We start from the raw sequence: 20531 nt of genomic DNA, 5'->3' as shown, positions 1-20531 counted from the left end.
ATCATGACCTTGCCTCTTCCCTGCCCGCTCATCGAGATTTCTGGTACGCCATTCGAACGCGGCCAACAATATGGCGAACAGGCGGCGGAGCGTATCCTCAAGGGCATCGGACACTATAGGGACCAGTTACATTCCTCCGGCCTGAAAGACAGCGACCTGGCAGCGATGATCGACCGTTTTGCCAGTGCGATCGAGGAGTATGGCCCGCAGTATATCGAAGAAATGCGCGGCATCGCCAGCGCGGTAAACACCGATCTCGCCGCGATCCTGCTGCTCAACGCCCGCACCGAGATCCTCAAGCTTGCGCGCCGCCGGGAAAAGGGTCAGGCGGACTTCATTCAGTCGGACGGCTGCACCGGCGTTTTCGTCATGCCCTCCGCCACTCGTGACAACGTCTTCATCCACGCCCAGAACTGGGATTGGAAGGCTGAATGCGCCGAAACGGCGATCGTGCTCAAGATCAAGCGCGCCGATGGGCCTGATATCATCACCTTCACCGAAGCCGGCGGGCTTGCGCGTACCGGCTTCAACTCCGCCGGCATCTCGATCAGCGGCAACTACCTCGAAACCGACCGGGACTACCGGGAACTCGGTGTGCCGCTCGCCATCATCCGCCGCAAGGTTCTGGAACAGGACCATCTGGCGATGTCCATGCAGGCGGTTTACGGAACCCGCAAGTCGGCGTCGAACAACATGATGATCGGCCACGCCCATGGCGTCGCGATCGATTTCGAATGCGCGCCCGACGAAACTTTTCTGGTTCACCCCGAAAACGGCGTGCTGGTGCATGCCAACCATTTCCAGAGCCAGGTTGCACTGTCAAAGCTGCTCGACAAGGGCGTCGTGAACATGCCGGACTCGCTCTACCGTGACCTGCGCGTCCGTCAACTGATCGAACCGCATGTCGGCAAGGTCACCGTGGACACCGTTAAGACCGCGCTTTCCGATACGTTCGAAAGCCCCTGGTCGGTCTGCCGTCCGCCGCGCAAATCGCTGTCCAACAATCAGTCCGCGACGGTCGCCATGATCGTCATGGTGCCGGGCGAAGGTCGTATGGAGGTCGCGTTGCTGCCGGCGCTCGGGGCGCATTTCTGGAACTACAGCCTCGACATGAGGATCAGGCCCGTCGAAGAGCCCGCCAAGGCTCAAACGAACGCGGCCTAGACAAAAATCAATAAGGGAACAAATACGGGAGCCTCCGATGAAAGTTGAAAGTCTGTTGAAGACGACGGCAGCGGTCGCGCTGCTGGCCATGACCGCCGCAGGCGCGGCCATGGCACAAGACAAGACGATGCGGGTGCGCATCAATGCGGACATCCGCTCGACCGATCCCGGCGTCAACCGCGATGCCAATAGCGACGCAATCGTCCTGCACATGGTCGAAGGCCTTGTCGGATACAAGGACGACGCCTCGATCGCGCCGCTACTGGCAAAGTCGATCGACATTTCATCGGACGGCAAGACCTATACGTTCAAGCTGCGCGACGGGTTGAAATTCAGCAATGGCGAGCCGCTGACCTCCGCCGATGTCCTGTCCTCGTGGCAGCGCTATGTGGATCCCAAGACCGCCTGGCGGTGCCTCAAGGACGTGACGGGGTCCGGGGTCGCCAATGTCACCAACGTAGCAGCGCCGGATGCCGCAACCGTCGTCTTCACGCTGGAAAAGCCGACCGCCCTCTTCCTCGCCACCATTGCCCGCACCGATTGCGGCGGCACCGGCATCTACCAGAAAGGCTCGCTCGACGCGCAGGGCAAGTGGGTGAAGCCTGTCGGCACCGGCCCCTTCATGCTGCAGGAATGGCGCAGCGGCCAGTATGTGCAGCTTGCCGCCAATCCTCACTATGTCTCGCCCGGCGGCGAACGTACCGGCTATGTCGGCGACAAGACGCCGAAGATCGCGGGCGTGCGCTTCATGATCATTCCGGATGATGCTGCGGCCAAGGCCGCGCTCTATTCCGGAGACATCGACGTGCTGAGCGACGTGAACAATGCCGATGTCGAGGAACTCTCCGGCAGCGACAAGCTGAAGGTGGACAAGGTCGCCAGCATGGGTCTGACCGGTCTTCTTTTCCAGACCCGCGATCCGCTGCTGAAGGATGTCCGTATCCGCAAGGCGCTGCTGCTTTCCCTCGATATCGCCCAGATCTCGGAAGCCTTGACGAACGGCCAGTCGCCGGCAAACCTCTCGGTCATCCCGGTCCCGAGCCCCTATTCCGGCAAGCTGCAGAAGGAAGTCCCTGCCCGCAATCTCGCCGAGGCCAAGAAGCTGCTGGCGGAAGCCGGATACAAGGGCGAGCCGATCAAGTGGCTGGCGACGAAGTTCTATCCGTCGCTCTTCGATGCAGCGGTTCTCGTCCAGGCGATGGCGCAGGAAGCCGGCATCAATATCGAGATCGAAACACTCGACTGGGCGACGCTGCTCGACCGCTACACGGCCGGCAACTACTCCGCCATGTCGTTCACCTATTCCGCCCGCCTCGATCCTTCGCTTTCCTACGACATGGTCAGCGGCAGCAAGGAGAAGAGCCCGAACAAGGTATGGGACAATCCGGAAGGCCTGAAGCTGATCCGCGAGAGCACAACGATCGGTGATGCCAAGGAGCGGCAGGCGCTATTCGACAAGCTGGAGGGCATGATCCGCGCCGACGTCCCGTTGATCCCGCTCTATTCCGGCACCCGCATAGGCGCGGTGCGCGCCAATGTGGAAGGGTACAAGACGTGGCCGGTCGGATATCCGCGCATGTGGGGCGTTTCCTTCGCACAAGGGAAATAGCCTATGCACGCCCTTTCGAAATATATCGCGAAGCGTCTGTTATGGACGCTTCCGACGCTGCTGATCGTGGCCGTGATGGTGTTCTTCCTGGTCCGGATGATCCCCGGCGACCCGGCCCAGCTAATCCTCGGCGATAGCGCCAGCCCGGACGAGCTTGCCAGCCTTCGCGCCGGTCTCGGTCTCGATCGGCCGGTGCCGGTGCAGTTCCTCTATTGGCTCGGCAATGTTCTGCGGGGCGATCTCGGCCATTCTATCTCCAACGGCGCGGCCGTTCTGCCCCTGATGCTCGACCGCTTCCAGGTCAGTGCCACCATCGTACTGGTCGCCGTAGCACTCGCGACGCTGATCGCGGTTCCCGCCGGCCTTGTGGCGGCATGGCGGCAGAACGAGCATGTGGATGTCGCGATCGTCGCAGCCTCGACGCTGCTGATGTCGGTTCCCAGCTTCTGGCTCGGCCTCGTCCTTCTACTGGTCTTCGGCTTGAAGCTCGGATGGCTGCCGGTGGTCGGTTATGTGCCGTTTACCGAAAAGCCGTGGACCGCCATCACTTACGTCATCCTGCCGGTGGTCACGTTGATGTTGATCGAGGTCGGCGTGCTCACCCGCATGATGCGCGCCAGCGCCATCGAGATCCTGCGGCTGGAATATGTCATGCATGCCCGCGCGAAGGGCCTTTCGGAACGCACGGTCCTGCTTCGCCATGTGCTGCCCAATGCCTTCGCACCGACCTGGACGATGATCGGCCTGGTGCTCGGAGGGCTCCTCGGTGGCATCGCGGTCCTGGAAACCGTCTTCACATTGCCCGGCCTCGGGCGTCTTCTCGTCGATGCGATCTTCGCTCGCGACTATCCGGTGGTACAGGGATGTCTGTTGTTCACGGCGCTGATCTACGTGGTCGTCAATCTGATCGTCGATCTGTGTTATCCGCTGTTCGATCCACGGGTCACCGCCTCATGATCAGGCAGCCCGCAAACCTCATTATCGGCTCTGTCCTGCTGATTTTCATCGGCGGCATGGCGCTCCTGGCTCTGTTCTGGACGCCCTACGAACCGGCGGCGATCAAGCTCGTCGCCAAGCTGAAACCGCCATCGGCGCAATTCTGGCTCGGCACCGACGAATTCGGCCGCGACGTCGTCTCTCGCCTGATGGCCGGTGCGGTACAGAGCATGACGGTCGCCATCCTGACGGTCGCTTTCGCGATCACCGTCGGCACGATCACCGGCCTGATCGCCGGCTACACCCGAGGGCTGGTCGACCGTGTCCTGATGGTCTTCAGCGACGCGCTGCTCGCCTTTCCCGGCACTCTGCTGGCGCTCGGCCTGATGGTGATTTCCGGCCCCAACAAATACGGGATCATCCTGGCGCTCGGGATCGCCTATTCCCCATCCGTGCTGCGTGTTGTCCGGGCGAGCGTGCTGTCGGCCCGGGAGCGGGAATATGTCGAAGCGTCACGGGTCATCGGCAATTCCGAATTCGCCACCATGTTTCGCCATGTCCTGCCCAATTGCACCGCACCGATCGTGGTGCTTGCTACTTCGATGTTCGGCTGGGTAGTGCTGGCGGAAAGCGGCCTGAGCTTCCTCGGCCTCGGCGTGCCTCCCCCTGCGCCGACCTGGGGCAATATGCTGTCCGCGGCGCGCACCTATATCGAAAGGGCCCCATGGCTCGGGCTCGCCCCCGGTATCTGCATATCGATGACGCTGCTCGGCATAAATTTGCTCGGAGATGCGCTGCGCGACCGATTCGACCCGAGAATGGAGCAAGGGTGATGAACGCTGAGACTTCCCGTCCGCTGCTCGACGTTCGCGACCTCCGCGTCACGACCTCAAACGGGCACCCTATCCTCCATGACGTGTCGTTCGATGTCGAGGCGGGCAGCATCGTTGCGCTGGTCGGCGAAAGCGGCAGCGGCAAGACGGTCGCCGCGCGCGCTGCCATGCGCTTGCTTCCCAAGGCAATCAAGCCCATCTCCGGCGAAATCCTGTTCGAAGGCCGTGACGTCCTGAAGATGACAGGCGGAGAGATCCGCAGGGTTCGTGGCGCCGAGATCGGCATGGTTTTCCAGGAGCCGATGGTATCGCTTAATCCGGCGATGACGATCGGTGCACAGCTTGTCGAAGGGCTACGGCTGCATGAGAAGCTCAGTGTCGAGGCGGCGCGTGAGCGCGCGATCGAAATGCTGGAAAGGGTAAAAATCCCCAATCCCCAAGCCTGCCTTGCCGCATTTCCGCATCAGTTTTCCGGCGGCATGCGCCAACGCATCATGCTCGCCTCGGTCATGCTGCTTCGGCCGAAGCTGCTGATCGCCGACGAACCGACGACGGCGCTCGATACGCTGACCCAGCGCGAGGTCATGGAGGTGATGGTCGATCTGACGCGCACCTTCGGCACCTCGGTTCTGTTGATCACCCACAATCTCGGTCTCGTCGCCCAATACGCGAAGAAGGTATTCGTCCTGGAGCGGGGCAGATTGATCGAATCGGGTCCTGTCCAAGAGGTTCTGCATCGGCCGAAGGAGCAATATACGCGCACGCTGATCGACGCCCTGCCGAAACGTGACTACAGCCGCGCGCCTCCCGCCGAAGCGGCGCCGCTCATCGAGGCCCGCGGTGTAGAGGTTACCTTCTCGGGTGCCGGCAACATGTTCAGCACAGCGGAAAAGAGGCTTGCCGTGAGGGGTGTTTCGCTTGGTGTGCGCCCCGGCGAAGTGGTCGCCATTGTGGGCGGCTCCGGTTCCGGCAAAACGACGCTCGGACGCGCGATGCTGGGCCTGCTGCCATTGTCCGGAGGAGAGATCGTGTTTCGCGGACACTCGATGGCTTCCGCCGATCGGGGCGCTGCCCGTGATTATCGCCTTCAGTGCCAACTTGTCTTCCAGGACCCCTATTCGTCTCTCGACCCGCGGCAAAAGATTGCTGAGATCGTCGGTGAGCCGCTGGTACATGGCCCGAAACTCAGCGTCATGGAAAAGGCCGAGCGGGTGAATGACATCCTCGACGAAGTCGGCCTTGCCGGACTCGGCGACCGTTATCCGCATGCCTTGTCCGGAGGACAGCGACAGCGCGTCGCGATCGCGCGTGCGGTAATCCGCAATCCCGCTTTCGTCGTCGCCGACGAACCCGTCTCGGCGCTCGACATGACGATCCAGAAGCAGGTTCTCGATCTCTTCCGCAGGCTGCAGGAAAACCACGGCTTCGCCTGCCTTTTCATTTCACACGATCTCGGCGCGGTCTCCCGCGTCGCCGATCGGATCGTTGTCATGCAGCAGGGCCAGATCGTCGAGCAAGGCCGCGTCGGCCAGATCCTGGATCACCCGCAGCACCCCTATACGCAGGCTCTGCTCAAGGCGACACCGACCCTCGGCGTCGCGGCATAGCAGGATCAAAGGTCCATGACGTCGCCTCCTTTGGGGGCAGATAGACTGGGCGCAGATCAGAAAACGAGGAAGCGATGCAGAATTCCGAATCCGTCTGGGCAATCGTCGATGAAAAAGGCCCCGCCTTTTTTGACCTCAGCGACCGCGTCTGGGAGACCCCGGAGATCAACTACGAGGAGTTCCGTTCTTCGGCCGAACATCTACGGCTTCTGGAGGCCGAGGGCTTCAGGGTTGAGCGCAACATCGCCGGCATTCCGACCGCCATCATGGGAGAGGCCGGCGAAGCCGGTCCGGTCATCGCCATTCTCGGGGAATATGACGCGCTCCCGGGCCTCAGTCAGGAAGCCGGCATCGCCGAACAGCGACCCGTCCTTGCCGGCGGCCATGGCCATGGCTGCGGTCACAACCTTCTCGGCGCCGGCTCGATGCTGGCCGCCGCCGCGGTGAAGGACTATCTCGCCGCCCACGGATTGCGGGGCCGCGTCCGCTATTACGGTTGTCCGGCCGAGGAAGGCGGATCTTCGAAAGGCTTCATGGTGCGCGCCGGCGTCTTTGACGATGTCGATGTCGCCATTTCGTGGCACCCTGCCGCATTCAGCGGCGTCAACAACCCCATCTCACTTGCCTGCAGCGAGATGAACTTTCATTTCTCCGGTCGCGCCTCGCATGCCGCGGCGACGCCTCATCTTGGGCGCAGCGCGCTCGATGCGGTCGAGTTGATCAACGTCGGCGTGAACTTCCTGCGGGAACACATGCCGACGACCGCGCGTGTTCATTACGCGATTACCGATACCGGCGGATCGGCCCCGAATGTGGTCCAAGCCAATGCCACGGTTCGCTACCTCGTGCGGGCAAGAACGCTCCCGGAGCTTCTTTCGCTCGTCGCCCGGGTCAAGCGGGTCGCGGAAGGTGCCGCCTGGATGACCGAAACGACCATGACGCAGGAAATCATATCCGGCGACGCCAACCTGATGGGCAATGAGCCGCTGGAGGAATGCATGCAAGCGCAGCTCGAGCGCTTGGGTGCCCCCGTATTCGACGAGGCCGACAAGGCGACCGCCCGAAAATTTCAGGCAACCTTCACGCCGGAGGAGATCGCCTCGTCATACGCCCGCTTCCATCTCAAACCCAAGAAGGACGAACCGCTCTGCGATCTCATCGTTCCGCTGTATTCCGGCGATGGATCGATGGTCGGATCGACCGATGTTGGTAGCGTGAGCTGGGTGGTGCCGACCGTACAGATGCGCGGGGCGACATACGCGATCGGCACACCCGGCCATTCATGGCAACTGGTTGCCCAAGGCAAATTGCCTGCCGCCCACAAGGGCATGGCGCATGCTGCAAAGGTCATGGCGGGCACCGCCATCGAACTCATCCGCAATCCAGCGCTGGTCGAGGCGGCCAAAGCGGATCTTCGAGGTCGGCTCCATGGCAATCCCTTCGTCAATCCCATCCCGGACGACGTGATGCCGCCGATTCCACCCTCCGTCGACAGGCTGGATGCGGCAAGCTGACGATACGGACCCTAAAAGACCGATTTCATCCGATCGAAGAATGAAGGCAATGCACATGCAGCAGCTGAACGCCAATACGCTCGAATCCTACTGGATGCCTTTCACGGTCAACCGGGACTTCAAGAAGAAGCCGCAGATCATCACCGGCGCGTCGGGCATGTATTACCACGTGAGTGACGGCCGCCGTCTTCTGGACGGGATCGCCGGCCTCTGGTGCGTCAATGCGGGCCATGGGCATCCAAAAATCGTCGAGGCGATCCAGAAACAGGCCGCACAGCTTGATTTCGCCTCCTCGTTCGGGCTCGGCCACCCCCTCGCCTTCGAGTATGCCAACCGGCTGACATCCGTCGCGCCCGAAGGACTGGATCACGTCTTTTTCACCAATTCCGGGTCGGAAGCCACCGATACTGCCCTCAAGCTTGCCCTCGCCTATCACCATGCGTGCGGGCAAGGACAGCGGCAGCGCATCATCGGTCGCCAGCGCGGTTATCACGGCGTCGGTTTCGGAGGGCTTTCCGCGGCCGGCATGGGGCCGCACAAGAAGCAGTTCGGCATGCTTCTGCCGGGTGCGGCCCACATGCCCCATACGCATGACCCGGCCCGCAATGCCTTCAGCCGGGGACAGCCAGACCACGGCGCGGAGATAGCCGACGCGCTAGAACAGATGCTGCAAACCTTCGATCCGTCGACGGTCGCGGCGGTGATCGTCGAACCGATTGCCGCCTCGACGGGTGTCCTGATCCCGCCGGCCGGTTACCTCGAACGGTTGAGGGAAATCTGCACGCGCCACGGCATTCTGCTGATTTTCGACGAAGTGGTCACCGGCTTCGGCCGCCTCGGCCGTCCGTTCGCGGCCGACCGTTTCGGCGTCACTCCCGACCTCATCGCAATCGCCAAGGGCATGACGAACGGTGCGGTTCCGATGGGCGGCGTCATCAGTTCCAGCAATATCTACGAGACTCTGATGGAAATCACCCCGGAGGGTGCCGTGGAGTTCTCGCATGGATATACCTATTCAGGCCATCCGCTGGCTTGCGCGGCGGCTCTGGCAACGCTGAACGTCTATATCGACGAAGGCCTGTTCGAGCAGGCGGCCGCGGTTGAGCCGGTCTGGCAGGAGCACGCTCATTCGCTCAAGGGCCTGCCTGCCGTAGTGGATATCCGCAACCTCGGCCTGCTTGCCGGCATCGAACTCGGCGAAGACGTCGGCAGCGGCAAGGCCATGGCCAAAAAGGTTTACGATTTCTGTTTCGAGCGGGGCGTGATGATACGGCCGGTCGCGAATACCATCGTTCTTTCCCCTCCCCTTGTGATTTCGGAGACGGAAATCGATATGCTGTTTTCGGCCATCGCTGCCGGTTTGAAGACATTGTAGCGGTAGCGGCGGATGGCTTGCTGACCGGCATGCGTGCGAAAGGACACCCTGATCGGAACCGACAGCCACACGCCGATGATCAACGGCATCGGCGTGCTGGCGTGGGAGGAGATGCAGGAGATCGCGTCATGGACCCAAAAGGGACCGCGTAGAAATCGACGCGGCCTTATGGTCGGTATTGCGATCCCGGTGTCGCGAGAAGCCGGTCGAGCTCAGACGCCTGCCTGCGTCGCGGCGGCCGCCGGATTAAGCTCCTCGGTCATTTGCCTGCTGCCTGGGCTGCATACATGTAGCTGTCATAGCTATACTCGGCGACCCGGAACCACTCGAAGCTTTCGTCACGAAACTTCTTCCAGCCAGGATAGATCTTTGCCCATGCCGGGTGTTTCTGCGAATATTCGGCATAGAGTTCAAAGGACGCTTTGTAGGCTGCATCCATGACGTCGCGTGGCAGCGGACGCAGTTGGACACCCTTGCCCACAAGAGAACGGATCGCGGCGGTATTCTTGACGTCGTAGAGCGCCTGCATATTGACATTGGCGGCCTTGCACGCCGTGTCGAGCGCTGCCTTGTAGGCGTCCGGGAGGCCGGAATACTGTGCCTGGTTGATGAAGAAGTGGATCGTCAGGCCGCCTTCCCAGTACGCAGGATAGTAATAGTTCTTGGCAATTTGATAGAACCCGAGCTTTTCGTCGTCATAAGGGCCGATCCATTCGGCGGCGTCAATCGTGCCGCGCTCAAGAGCCGGATAGATGTCGCCTCCTGGAAGCTGTTGCGGAACGACGCCAAGACGGGACATCACTTCACCAGCAACCCCGGCGATCCGCATCTTGATGCCCTTGAGGTCAGCGACGCTCTTGATCTCCTTGCGGAACCATCCGCCCATCTGAGCCCCCGTCGCTCCGCCGGGAATACCGACCACGCCGTAGTTCGACAGGAATTCGTTATACGCCTGATTGCCGCCGCCGTGATAGAGCCAAGCATTCTGCTGGCGGCCATTGAGGCCGAAAGGAATGGTCGAGCCGATTGCAAAAGTCGGATCCTTGCCAGTGAAATAATAGCCGCAGGTGTGAGCGATCTCGACGGTGTTTTCCTTGACGGCATCGATCGCCTGGGCACCGGGCACGATCTCGCCTGCCTGGAATACCTGGATCTGGAACTTGCCGTTGGTGATCTTCGAAAGCGCCTCGGACATCACGACTGCTCCGCCATAGATGGTGTCGAGGTTGTTTGGGAAACCCGACGTCAAACGCCAACGGATCGATGGCATTTCCTGTGCAATGGCAGGCGCTGCAAGCGTCGCACCGGCTGCCGTGGCAGCTCCGGCGATCGCACCCTTGGTCAAAAAGCCACGGCGGCTTACGTCATTTGGCATATCAGTCCTCCTCGGTTGTTGTTTCCCTGGCCAAGCCTAAGGCCAGGGTCGTAGACGCCGACGTTGGTCGGGTCGTCGTCAGGGATTGGTTCCGCTCGCGGGCGGAGCGCCGAAGCTGGGTGTAGGCGAACCGAAGCTTGGCGGTGCAGGCTCGGCACCCGGTGCCGGAGTTCCAAAGCTTGGCGGGGCTGCACCTCCACCAGATGGTTCCGGCGCCCCGAATGGCTGGGTCGGCGTTCCAAACGGGCTGATTCCGCCGTCGCCCGGCATCGGAACGTTAATCTGAATTGTGTTCGGATCGACCGCTGCCGTTCCCGATTTGTAATGCGTCACCAAGCCGGGGAAGACGATCACGATAATGACCATCGTCAGCTGGATTGCGAGATAGGGCAGCGCCCCCATGTAGATCTGGCCGGACGTTACGGGCTGGATCGTTGCTCCGGTGACCCGGTCTTTATAGGCGCGGCTGGGCGCAACGGAGCGAAGGTAGAAGAGGGAAAACCCGAATGGCGGATGCATGAACGAGGTCTGCATGTTGATCGCCAGCATGACCCCGAACCAGATCAGATCTATCCCGAGGCTGTCGGCCACTGGCGCCAATAGGGGAATGATGATGAAGGCAAGCTCGAAGTAGTCGAGGAAAAACGCCAGGAAGAAGACCAGCAGATTCGCGACAATCAGGAAACCGACCTCGCCGCCTGGCACCGATGTCATCAAATGCTCGACCCAGATGTGGCCGTTGACACCATAGAACGTCAGCGAGAATACGCGAGCCCCGAGCAGGATGAAGATCACAAACGACGATAGCTTTACCGTCGCGTAGAGCGCCGATTTGACCATCGCCAGATTGAGACGGCGATTGATAGCCGCAAGCGCAAGCGCGCCAACCGCTCCCATGGCGCCGCCTTCGGTTGGCGTCGCGAGACCAATGAAGATCGTGCCAAGCACCAGGAATATCAGGACAAGCGGCGGAACCAGTGAGATGATCACCTTCTGCAGCAGCTTCCAACCACGCAGCGAGCGCGCTTCGATCGGCAAGGCCGGAACACTCAGCGGCCGAATAAACGACATCAGGATGATATAGCCGGCATAGGCTGCCACCAGCAGCAGACCCGGAACGAGCGCGCCCTTGTACATATCGCCGACTGATCGGCCAAGCTGATCCGCGAGGATGATCAGCACGAGGCTTGGCGGTATGATCTGGGCCAGCGTACCGGATGCAGCGATGGTACCGGCGGCGACTCGCCGATCGTAGCCATAGCGCATCATGATCGGCAGTGAGATCAGGCCCATGGAGATGACGGAGGCGGCAACGACCCCTGTCGTTGCAGCTAGAATTGCGCCGACAAAGATGACGGCAAAAGCGAGCCCGCCCCTGACGGGTCCGAAAAGCTGGCCGATGGTATCCAGCAGCTCCTCGGCCATGCCGCTTCGCTCCAGGATCAGACCCATGAAGGTGAAGAACGGGATCGCCAGCAGTGTCTCGTTCGACATCTGGCCGAAGATGCGGTCGGGAATGGCGCCAAATAGATTGACGGGTAGAAGCCCCATCTCGATACCGATGAAGCCGAAAACGAAACCGACAAAGGCCAGTGCGAAGGCGACCGGATAGCCGATCAGCAGCACGACGATCAGTGAAAGAAACATGATCGGCGCGAGGTTTTCCGCGAAAAATGCAAACATTCAGATGCCTCGGCCTTAGAGGGTATGCGCTTCGGCGTCAGCCAGCGCGATTGCGTCCGGTAGGTCGCCGCGAAGAATTGCGATCCGCCTGATGAGCTCCGAAAGCCCCTGTAGGGCCAGCAAGCCAAATCCGAGCGGGATCATCGCCCACACAGGCCAGAGGAGCAGCCCTCCGGTATTGTTGGAAATCTCGCCGCTGATGAACTTTGACGCCACCCTTGGCCATGACAGGTAGATCGTGATGAGGCAGAACGGGAACAGGAAGAACAGCGTGCCGAGGATCTCGATCCACAATTGTGATTTGCGCGACAGATGCCCGTAGACCAGGTCGACTTTAACATGTTCGTTGTTGAGAAGCGTGTAGCCGGCCGCAATCAGGAACCCCGCGGAGAACAGGTACCACTGAGCTTCAAGCCATGCGTTGGAGCTGAGATTGAACAGCTTTCGCGTTGTGGCGTTCGCCGCACTGATCACGATGGCGAGCAGTATGAGCCACGAAACCGCCTTACCGATGATCGTGTTCGCCGCGTCTATGAAACGCGACAACGACAGCAGGATCGACATGAAACTTCCTCCCAAGTCCCGATTTCGCGGGAACTACCGAGGCAGTGCTACGTCGCCGGCAAGGAGCGGACAAGAGCATGATGAGGTGAAATGAACGAAGCTACCCAGAAGTGGGTAGAGCCGAGGAACCGTCAGACGACACGCCATTCTCCATCACATATCGGATCAGTCCGGCCGTCGTAGCGATCCCGAGCTTTTTCTTTATGTTCTTGCGGTGGGTTTCAACAGTCGCGGCTGAAATGGCCAGCACATCCGCAATATCGCGATTGCTGCTTCCGGCGGCGATCCTGATGAGCACGTCCCGCTCCCGTGCTGTCAGACCGTCGGAACCCTCGGTGCCCTTGCGTGAAAGAAGCGCTTCGGAAACCCCTGACGAGAAATATCTGCCACCGGAAGCAACGGCTTCGATCGCGGCGACGATCTCCTCCGTCGGAACATCCTTCAGGATGTATCCTGCGGCTCCCCTCAAGACCGATGCCGAGATATACTCACGGTTCTCATGCATGGAGAGCATCAGGATACGGGTCTCGGGCACCGCCGCCTTGAAAAGGTCGATGGCCTCGATGCCGTTCAATTGCGGCATGTTGATATCCATCAGGACGACGTGCGGCAAGGTCCGTCGTGCCTCGTCCAAACCTGTGCTGGCCTGAATGGCCGTTCCCACGACTTCTATGTGGCCGTAGGTTTCCAGCAGCGCCTTTAGCCCCTCGAGCACGAGCGGATGATTGTCCACGAGAAGGATCCTAATCGGATTCGGTATCATCAAGCCGCCACCTGCTTGTCTTCCGGTCGATTGGCAGATCTAGGAAGCATTGCGGTCAAAGTTGTCCCATCCGCCGAGGATTTGACCAGCAATATGCCCCCAAAATGGGACATGCGTTCCTGCATATTCCTCAAGCCCAAGCCGCCACTCTTCGGCTGAGCGCCAGCGGAGTTCCCGTCGAAACCGCCGCCATTGTCGGAAATGGTCATCCGCACGCGTTGGCGTTCCCCCCAAAGCCGAACGTTTACCCTCGTGGCGCCCGCATGTCTTTCTATATTGGTCAAAGCTTCCTGAGCTATTCTGTACAGTGCAGTACTTGCTTCGGCCTTCAATACGTCAGGCCCATCCGCCTGCACGTCGATTTCGATACCGGTTCTCTCGCCGAAATTCTGCGCCAGAGATTTCAGCGCCGGCGTCAGCCCCAGATCGTCCAGCACCCTTGGCCGCAATTCATGCGAAAGACGTCTTACCTCCTTGATGGCCTGCGTTAGAGCCTCGGCTCCACGATCAATCGCGGCAGACGCATCGTCTGCGTTACCTTTCGCTTTTCGGCTGGCGAGGTCGATTGCGTATCGAACGCCGATAAGGCTCTGTGAAATGCCGTCATGCAGCTCTCGCGCAAGTCTTGCCCGCTCTTCCTCCTGAGCGTCGATGACCCGCTGGGTAAGGGCGGTGAGCTTCTCGTCGGCGAGGCGGCGCTCATGAAGGGTGATCCACAGGCAGGTCGCAAAGACCAGGAGAACGGCCGGCACCGCAATCAGAGCGACAATCGTGAATGTCCCCCGGATGTTCCTCCGAGTATCGGCGTTCGCAGCCGCGGTCTGCGCGTAGACATCATCAAGATATACGCCCGTGCCGACCATCCACTTCCACTTCTCGAGACCGACAGCGAAAGAGAGTTTATCGGCCATCTCGCCGCTTGATGGCTTTTCCCATTTGTACTGATGCAGCCCACCGCCTTCCTTTGCCTTGGCAATGAGATTGGCGATCACCCTGTCACCGTCAGGATCGGTGAGATCGAGCCAATTGTGCCCCGGACGGAAGGTCTGGCGCGGGTGGACAACATTGTTGCCGTCATAATCGTAGACGAAGAAATAACCGTCAGTCCCGTAGTCCAACGCGGTCAGGATCGATCTGACTTTCTCCTTGGCAGCCTCGTCCTGCGGTCCGGCATCCGCATAAATTTTCTGGATTGCAGAAATCGCCAGGTTCGTAAGGTTAAGGAGCTCGGTCTCCTTCGCCTTCAGCATATTGCGCTCGAACGTTTCGATACTGCTCTGGGCGAGCCGCGTCGATTGCCAGGTGATAAACGCCGTCACGGTCAGGATCGCAACGATGAGCGGCACGATTGCCAGAGCCACGATTTGATGACGCAGGTGCAAGGCATCTCCCCCGGCGAAGCATGATGGCGAATACAGGCCGCCGCGCGATTTAGATTATTCGAGCGGGCGTGTTCGCAGCATTATCAGGATCATCGGCTCACACCAACGCAAAAGATCATCCACCTTCGCGGGCCGCTTGACCGGCCAGTTACTGCTGTGGGGCCGGAGACATACAGGGACGGTTCGGGACGAACCTCGGGGGCCCGGGCGTGATGGCTGACCCAGTTCGGAGATACGGCCGAACATCAGGTCGAACCGCCGAACATGGTGGTGTGGCGCAGTTAGGCGCGCGCCCTATGCCTCTTGTCGGCGAGGCAAATACGGCATATGAATGAACGACCGTTCACAAAACCTCGTGATTTCCGTGCCCGCATCCAAACATCAAAGTACCCGTCAAGACATCTTAAACGAGGCGCTGGGGCTCATGGCCAAGCACGGCTATAACGCGGTTTCCATGAGGGATATCGCCAATGCCGTCGGTATTCGGCAAAGCGCGATCTACAATCATTTTTCAGGCAAGCAGGCTCTGCTCGTCGAATTGATGACCACTCATCTGGAGGACGTAATCGCAGCGGCCCGCAAGACGCTCGCCGACGTTGCCGGGCCTAAGACGCGGCTGGAGACTTTCGCGCGCTTCCACATTGACTATCACGTCGAGCACCCGGACGATGTGTTCATCGCCTACATGGAGCTGCGCAGTCTCGAAGAGGACGGCCTTTTTAAGGTCAACGCCTTGCGCAGCGAATACGAGGACATTCTGCGTTCAATCCTCTCGGACGGTATGGCTGTCGGTCTTTTCAAGATCGTGGACGGCGCAGTCCATACGCGCGCGCTCCTGGCCATGCTGACCGGCGTGACCGTCTGGTACCGCGAGGGAGGGCAGCTCGATCGCGCTGCGGTGATCGAATATTACGCGCAGGCCGCCATACAGAGCGTCGGCCTGCCTTTTTCTCAGGGAGGAGGGAACTAATGTTCAATGCGACACTAAATTTTTCGCTTGGCGAGGAGATCGAAGCGCTGCGCGAGACCGTGCGTCGTTTCGCGCAGGAGCGGATCGCGCCGCGCGCAGCGGCAATCGACCGGGACAACGAATTTCCAAATGAGTTATGGGCGGAAATGGGGGTTCTCGGCCTGCTGGGCGTAACGGTTCCGGAAGAATATGGCGGCGTGAACATGGGCTATGTCGCCCATTGCGTCGCGCTGGAGGAAATCTCCCGCGCTTCGGCATCCGTCGGCCTGTCTTACGGCGCCCATTCCAATCTCTGCGTCAACCAGATCAGGCGGAATGGCTCCGACGAGCAGAAACGGAAATACCTGCCCAAACTGGTCAGCGGCGAACATGTCGGCGCGCTGGCGATGAGCGAGCCCGGCGCGGGATCCGACATAGTTTCCATGAAATTGCGTGCCGAACAACGCACCGACCGCTTCATCCTCAACGGCAACAAGATGTGGATCACAAATGGTCCAGATGCCAATACGCTGGTTGTCTATGCCAAGACCGATCCCAGCGCGGGCTCGCGCGGCATCACCGCCTTTATCGTAGAAAAAACCTTCAAGGGCTTTTCGACCGCACAGAAACTCGACAAGCTCGGCATGCGCGGCTCCAATACGTGCGAACTTGTCTTCGAGGATTGCGAGGTCCCCTTCGAAAACGTGCTCGGGGACGTGGGCGGCGGCGTAAAAGTGCTGATGAGTGGCCTGGACTACGAGCGAGCGGTGCTTGCCGCAGGCCCGGTCGGCATCATGGCCGCCTGCCTGGATGTCGTCATGCCCTATGTCCATCAGCGCGAGCAATTCGGCCAGCCCATCGGCTCGTTCCAGTTGATGCAAGGTAAACTTGCCGACATCTATGTAACGATGAATGCCTGCCGTGCCTACGTCTATGCCGTGGCGGCAGCCTGTGATCGCGGCGAGACATCGCGAAAGGACGCAGCCGGCTGTATTCTCTATGCTGCAGAAAAGGCCACGCAGGTCGCACTCGACGCCATTCAGGCGCTCGGCGGCAATGGCTATATCAACGACAATCCGACCGGCCGGCTGCTTCGTGATGCAAAGCTCTACGAGATCGGCGCTGGCACAAGCGAAATCCGGCGCATGCTGATCGGCCGCGAGCTCTTTACGGAGACGGCATGAGCAACATCATTCACAGTCACGTCGCCACACGTACCGAGACCTTCGCCAACAACAAGGCCGCAATGGAGAACCAGCTTGCGGCAGTCCGGGCTGCTGCCGAGATCGCCATGGCTGGCGGCGGAACCAAAGCGAAAGAACGCCACGTCTCACGCGGCAAGATGCTGCCACGCGACCGGGTGCAAAAGCTGCTGGATCCTGGCTCCCCTTTTCTGGAGATCGGCCTGCTCGCCGCCCATGGCCTTTACGGCGGCGATGTCCCGAGCGCGGGCCTGATCGCGGGTATCGGGCAAGTCATGGGACGAGAAGTGATGGTTCTCGCCAACGATGCAACCGTCAAGGGCGGCACCTATTACCCCTTGAGCGTTAAGAAGCATTTGCGTGCACAGGAGATCGCCGAGCAAAACCGCCTGCCCTGTCTCTATCTCGTCGATTCTGGCGGGGCCAATCTGCCCAATCAAGACGAGGTATTCCCGGATCGCGATCACTTTGGCCGCATTTTCTATAATCAGGCCAATCTGAGTGCAAAGGGCATAGCGCAAATCGCCGTCGTTATGGGCTCCTGCACTGCCGGTGGCGCCTATGTCCCCGCCATGAGCGACGAGACAGTGATCGTCAGGTCTCAGGGCACGATCTTCCTGGCCGGCCCTCCGCTCGTCAAGGCGGCAACGGGCGAGACAGTCACTGCCGAGGAACTCGGTGGCGGCGATTTGCATACGAGACATTCGGGCGTTGCCGATCACCTCGCCCAGGATGACGCCCACGCGTTGGACATTGCACGGCGCATCGTCTCCAATCTGGAGCCGGCAGCTAGACTTCCCCTGCACACGACACCGCCCGAAGACCCTCTCTATGATCCGTCGGAAATCATGGGCATCATCCCGGCCGACCCGAAAACGCCGTTCGACATCCGTGAAATCATTGCCCGCATTGTCGATGGCAGCCGCTTCGACGAATTCAAGGCACGGTTCGGAGAAACGCTGGTATGCGGCTTCGCCCACGTCATGGGTTTGCCCGTTGGAATAATAGCGAATTACGGCGTGTTGTTTTCCGAAAGCGCGGTCAAGGGCGCTCACTTCGTCGAATTGTGTAGTCAACGCAAGATCCCGCTGCTGTTTCTGCAGAACATCACGGGCTTCATGGTTGGCAAGAATGCCGAGGCCGGCGGCATCGCTCGTCACGGCGCCAAGCTGGTCACCGCCGTGTCCACCACCTCGGTGCCAAAGATTACGATGATGGTCGGCGGTTCCTACGGGGCCGGCAACTATGGCATGGCCGGGCGGGCCTACTCTCCCCGTTTCCTTTGGACATGGCCCAACAGTCGTATTGCAGTGATGGGCGGAGAACAGGCTGCAAAGACGCTTGCTATCGTCAAACGTGAGGCAATGTTGCGCCAAGGGCAGGAATGGAGTGAGGAGGAGGAGGCCGAATTCCGGCGTCCGACCGAGGAGATGTTCAATCGGCAAAGCCATCCGCTCTATGCGTCAGCGCGGCTTTGGGATGATGGTGTCATCGATCCTGCCAAAACAAGAGCGGTGCTTGCACTGTCCTTATCGGCTGCCGTGAATGCGCCGATACCGGATACACGCTTCGGGCTTTTCCGGATGTGATTGGAGGTCACAGTGATGATACGCAAGATACTGATCGCCAATCGTGGCGAGATCGCCTGCCGCATCATCCGGACAGCGCGCCGGCTCGGGATCTCAACAGTGGCTGTCTATTCCGACGCGGATGCGGACGCGCTGCATGTCACTATGGCCGATGAAGCTGTGCGGATCGGCCCGCCGGCTCCATCCGACAGCTATTTGCAGGGTGACGCAATCATAAGGGCGGCCCTTGAGACAGGTGCGGATGCCATTCACCCAGGCTACGGGTTTCTCTCGGAAAATCCGCAGTTCGTCGAAGCCGTAGCGAAAGCGAGCCTTACCTTTATCGGGCCTTCGGCTGACAGCATCCGTGCCATGGGTCTGAAGGACAAGGCGAAAGCCCTCATGGAGGATGCGGGTGTCTCGGTGGTTCCCGGTTATCATGGTGAGAACCAGGATTCGGCTTTTCTGGCACAGCGTGCCGAGGCTATTGGCTTTCCTGTCTTGATCAAGGCGCGAGCCGGTGGTGGCGGCAAGGGCATGCGCCGGGTCGATTGCCTCGAAGACTTTGCCGCAGCGCTTCAAAGCGCACGACGCGAAGGCGAGAACAGTTTCGGCGACCCGACCTGCCTTGTTGAAAAATACATCCAGAACCCGCGGCATATCGAGATCCAGGTCCTCGGTGACAGCCATGGCAACGTCGTCCATCTCTTCGAACGCGACTGCTCTCTGCAGCGACGCCACCAGAAAGTGATCGAGGAGGCTCCGGCTCCCGGCATGACCGCAGAAATGCGGAACGCGATGGGACAGGCAGCGATTCGCGCCGCTAAAGCCGTGAACTATTGCGGGGCTGGCACAGTCGAATTCATCGTGGACGGATCTGCTGCACTTGCGCCCGACATGTTCTGGTTCATGGAAATGAACACCCGTCTCCAGGTAGAACATCCTATCACGGAGGCGATCACCAAGGTTGATCTTGTCGCGCTGCAGATCAGTATCGCGGAAGGTGCTCCCCTTCCGTTCGGGCAGGAAGACCTGCGCATTCACGGGCATGCTTTCGAAGCACGACTCTATGCAGAAGATGCCGCTGCCGGCTTTCTGCCGGCCACCGGAACACTCCGTCACTTGGTCTTTCCCGAAAAACAGCAAGGGATACGGATCGACACCGGCGTGCGGCAAGGAGATATCATCACACCCTTCTATGATCCTATGATTGCAAAGATCATTGTTCACGGCGAGGACCGACCCAGCGCCCTTAGAAAGTTGGAAGCCGCCCTTGGCGATACGCTGATCAGCGGCTCAGTCACCAACCGCGCCTTCCTGGGACGGCTCGCAACAGATCCGGATTTCGCAGCCGGTCGTGTGGACACAGGTCTGATCGAACGGAAGCAGCAAAACCTCACCGCAGCTGCGGAAATTGAGGCGGAAGACTATGCCGTCGCGGCCGTTCTGGCTCTTCAACCTCGAGCGGTCGCAAGCGACATGTCCGCCTTTCAAAATTTCCGGCTCTTCGGTCCAGCACGTCAGACAGTCACCTTTGCCGGCGAACCACCGGTGAATGTTACAGTTGAAACGAGCGATGATGGCGCAAAATGCATCGAAACGCCGCTCGGCCCGGTGACCCTGAGCGGCTTGCGGCTGGATGGCGACCACGTCCGCTACAAGGTTGCCGGCCATGTTCGCGACATGCGTGGTTTGCGCATTCACAACGGGATTTTTATCCAACGACGCAGTGCGGCCCATGAATTTTACCTGCATCAGACCGGAGGCGCTGAAGAGGCAGGCGGCGGTGACGTGATCGCGGCGCCTATGCCGGGCATGGTCCGCTTCGTTTCCGCAAACACCGGCGAGAAAGTGAAGAAGGGGCAGTCTCTTCTCATCCTCGAAGCTATGAAAATGGAGCACACCCTCGCCGCTCCCCGCGACGGGGTCGTGCTGGAAGTAACGGCCTCAGTCGGCGATCAAGTCGAGCAAGGCGCGGTCCTTCTGCTTCTCGAAACAGAGAACTGA

16 protein-coding genes and 1 pseudogene are annotated in these 20531 nt (G+C 60.2%); 12 read left to right on the top strand and 5 right to left on the bottom strand.

Going from position 1 to position 20531, the window contains the following annotated elements; genetic code table 11:
- Positions 1-3: 3 nt before the first annotated feature.
- The 8 genes and pseudogenes from ACSQ8R_RS25845 to ACSQ8R_RS25810 all read left to right on the top strand — a co-directional run.
- Positions 4-1164, top strand: coding sequence for a C45 family autoproteolytic acyltransferase/hydolase (locus ACSQ8R_RS25845; RefSeq protein WP_436256195.1), 1161 nt, complete (start codon positions 4-6; stop codon positions 1162-1164).
- Positions 1165-1201: 37 nt separating this feature from the next.
- Complete coding sequence (locus ACSQ8R_RS25840; protein WP_436256194.1) at positions 1202-2773, top strand: ABC transporter substrate-binding protein; 1572 nt, start codon at positions 1202-1204, stop codon at positions 2771-2773.
- A gap of 3 nt (positions 2774-2776) precedes the next feature.
- On the top strand, positions 2777-3730 hold the full coding sequence (locus ACSQ8R_RS25835) for an ABC transporter permease (protein WP_436256193.1): 954 nt from the start codon (positions 2777-2779) through the stop codon (positions 3728-3730).
- On the top strand, positions 3727-4542 hold the full coding sequence (locus ACSQ8R_RS25830) for an ABC transporter permease (protein ID WP_436256192.1): 816 nt from the start codon (positions 3727-3729) through the stop codon (positions 4540-4542). The genes ACSQ8R_RS25835 and ACSQ8R_RS25830 overlap by 4 nt, the downstream gene beginning before the upstream one ends.
- Positions 4542-6149, top strand: a complete 1608-nt coding sequence (locus tag ACSQ8R_RS25825) for an ABC transporter ATP-binding protein (RefSeq protein WP_436256191.1) — start codon at positions 4542-4544, stop codon at positions 6147-6149. The genes ACSQ8R_RS25830 and ACSQ8R_RS25825 overlap by 1 nt, the downstream gene beginning before the upstream one ends.
- A 74-nt stretch (positions 6150-6223) precedes the next feature.
- Positions 6224-7663 (top strand): M20 family metallopeptidase, encoded by a 1440-nt coding sequence (locus ACSQ8R_RS25820; RefSeq protein ID WP_436256190.1) that lies wholly within the window; start codon positions 6224-6226, stop codon positions 7661-7663.
- Between the two features lie 55 nt (positions 7664-7718).
- Positions 7719-9038 (top strand): aminotransferase class III-fold pyridoxal phosphate-dependent enzyme, encoded by a 1320-nt coding sequence (locus ACSQ8R_RS25815; protein ID WP_436256189.1) that lies wholly within the window; start codon positions 7719-7721, stop codon positions 9036-9038.
- A gap of 42 nt (positions 9039-9080) precedes the next feature.
- Positions 9081-9143: pseudogene (locus ACSQ8R_RS25810) on the top strand (aconitase family protein); the annotation flags it as partial.
- 154 nt (positions 9144-9297) lie between these two features.
- On the opposite strand, the gene ACSQ8R_RS25805 reads toward ACSQ8R_RS25810, so the two are convergent.
- The 5 genes from ACSQ8R_RS25805 to ACSQ8R_RS25785 form a co-directional block, all read right to left on the bottom strand.
- Positions 9298-10413, bottom strand: coding sequence for a TRAP transporter substrate-binding protein (locus ACSQ8R_RS25805; protein ID WP_436256188.1), 1116 nt, complete (start codon positions 10411-10413; stop codon positions 9298-9300).
- A 78-nt stretch (positions 10414-10491) separates the two neighbouring features.
- Positions 10492-12096: a TRAP transporter large permease gene (locus ACSQ8R_RS25800; protein WP_436256187.1), complete on the bottom strand. Its 1605-nt coding sequence runs from the start codon at positions 12094-12096 to the stop codon at positions 10492-10494.
- 15 nt (positions 12097-12111) lie between these two features.
- Positions 12112-12660: a TRAP transporter small permease subunit gene (locus tag ACSQ8R_RS25795; RefSeq protein ID WP_436256186.1), complete on the bottom strand. Its 549-nt coding sequence runs from the start codon at positions 12658-12660 to the stop codon at positions 12112-12114.
- 100 nt (positions 12661-12760) lie between these two features.
- Positions 12761-13423 carry a response regulator gene (locus tag ACSQ8R_RS25790; protein WP_436256185.1) on the bottom strand — a complete coding sequence of 221 codons (663 nt, stop codon included), beginning with the start codon at positions 13421-13423 and terminating at the stop codon, positions 12761-12763.
- Entirely contained in the window at positions 13423-14805 is a 1383-nt protein-coding gene (locus tag ACSQ8R_RS25785) for a cache domain-containing protein (RefSeq protein ID WP_436256184.1), read from the bottom strand. Before ACSQ8R_RS25785 ends, ACSQ8R_RS25790 begins: the two co-directional genes overlap by 1 nt.
- Positions 14806-15136: 331 nt before the next feature.
- On the opposite strand from ACSQ8R_RS25785, the gene ACSQ8R_RS25780 reads away from it, so the two are divergent.
- The 4 genes from ACSQ8R_RS25780 to ACSQ8R_RS25765 are packed head-to-tail and all read left to right on the top strand — an operon-like array spanning position 15137 to position 20531.
- The gene (locus ACSQ8R_RS25780) at positions 15137-15775 is read left to right on the top strand and encodes a TetR/AcrR family transcriptional regulator (RefSeq protein ID WP_436256183.1); all 639 of its coding nucleotides are present in this window, start codon (positions 15137-15139) and stop codon (positions 15773-15775) included.
- Positions 15775-16938, top strand: a complete 1164-nt coding sequence (locus ACSQ8R_RS25775; RefSeq protein WP_436256182.1) for an isovaleryl-CoA dehydrogenase — start codon at positions 15775-15777, stop codon at positions 16936-16938. The genes ACSQ8R_RS25780 and ACSQ8R_RS25775 overlap by 1 nt, the downstream gene beginning before the upstream one ends.
- The gene (locus ACSQ8R_RS25770; protein WP_436256181.1) at positions 16935-18545 is read left to right on the top strand and encodes a carboxyl transferase domain-containing protein; all 1611 of its coding nucleotides are present in this window, start codon (positions 16935-16937) and stop codon (positions 18543-18545) included. The genes ACSQ8R_RS25775 and ACSQ8R_RS25770 overlap by 4 nt, the downstream gene beginning before the upstream one ends.
- Before the next feature lie 15 nt (positions 18546-18560).
- Positions 18561-20531, top strand: a complete 1971-nt coding sequence (locus ACSQ8R_RS25765; protein WP_436256180.1) for an acetyl/propionyl/methylcrotonyl-CoA carboxylase subunit alpha — start codon at positions 18561-18563, stop codon at positions 20529-20531.

It is taken from the genome of Neorhizobium sp. LjRoot104 (assembly GCF_964253725.1).
Taxonomy (GTDB): Bacteria; Pseudomonadota; Alphaproteobacteria; order Rhizobiales; family Rhizobiaceae; genus Neorhizobium.
Note: the sequence above shows the minus strand (reverse complement) of the source record. Positions and strands in the feature narration are given on the sequence as shown.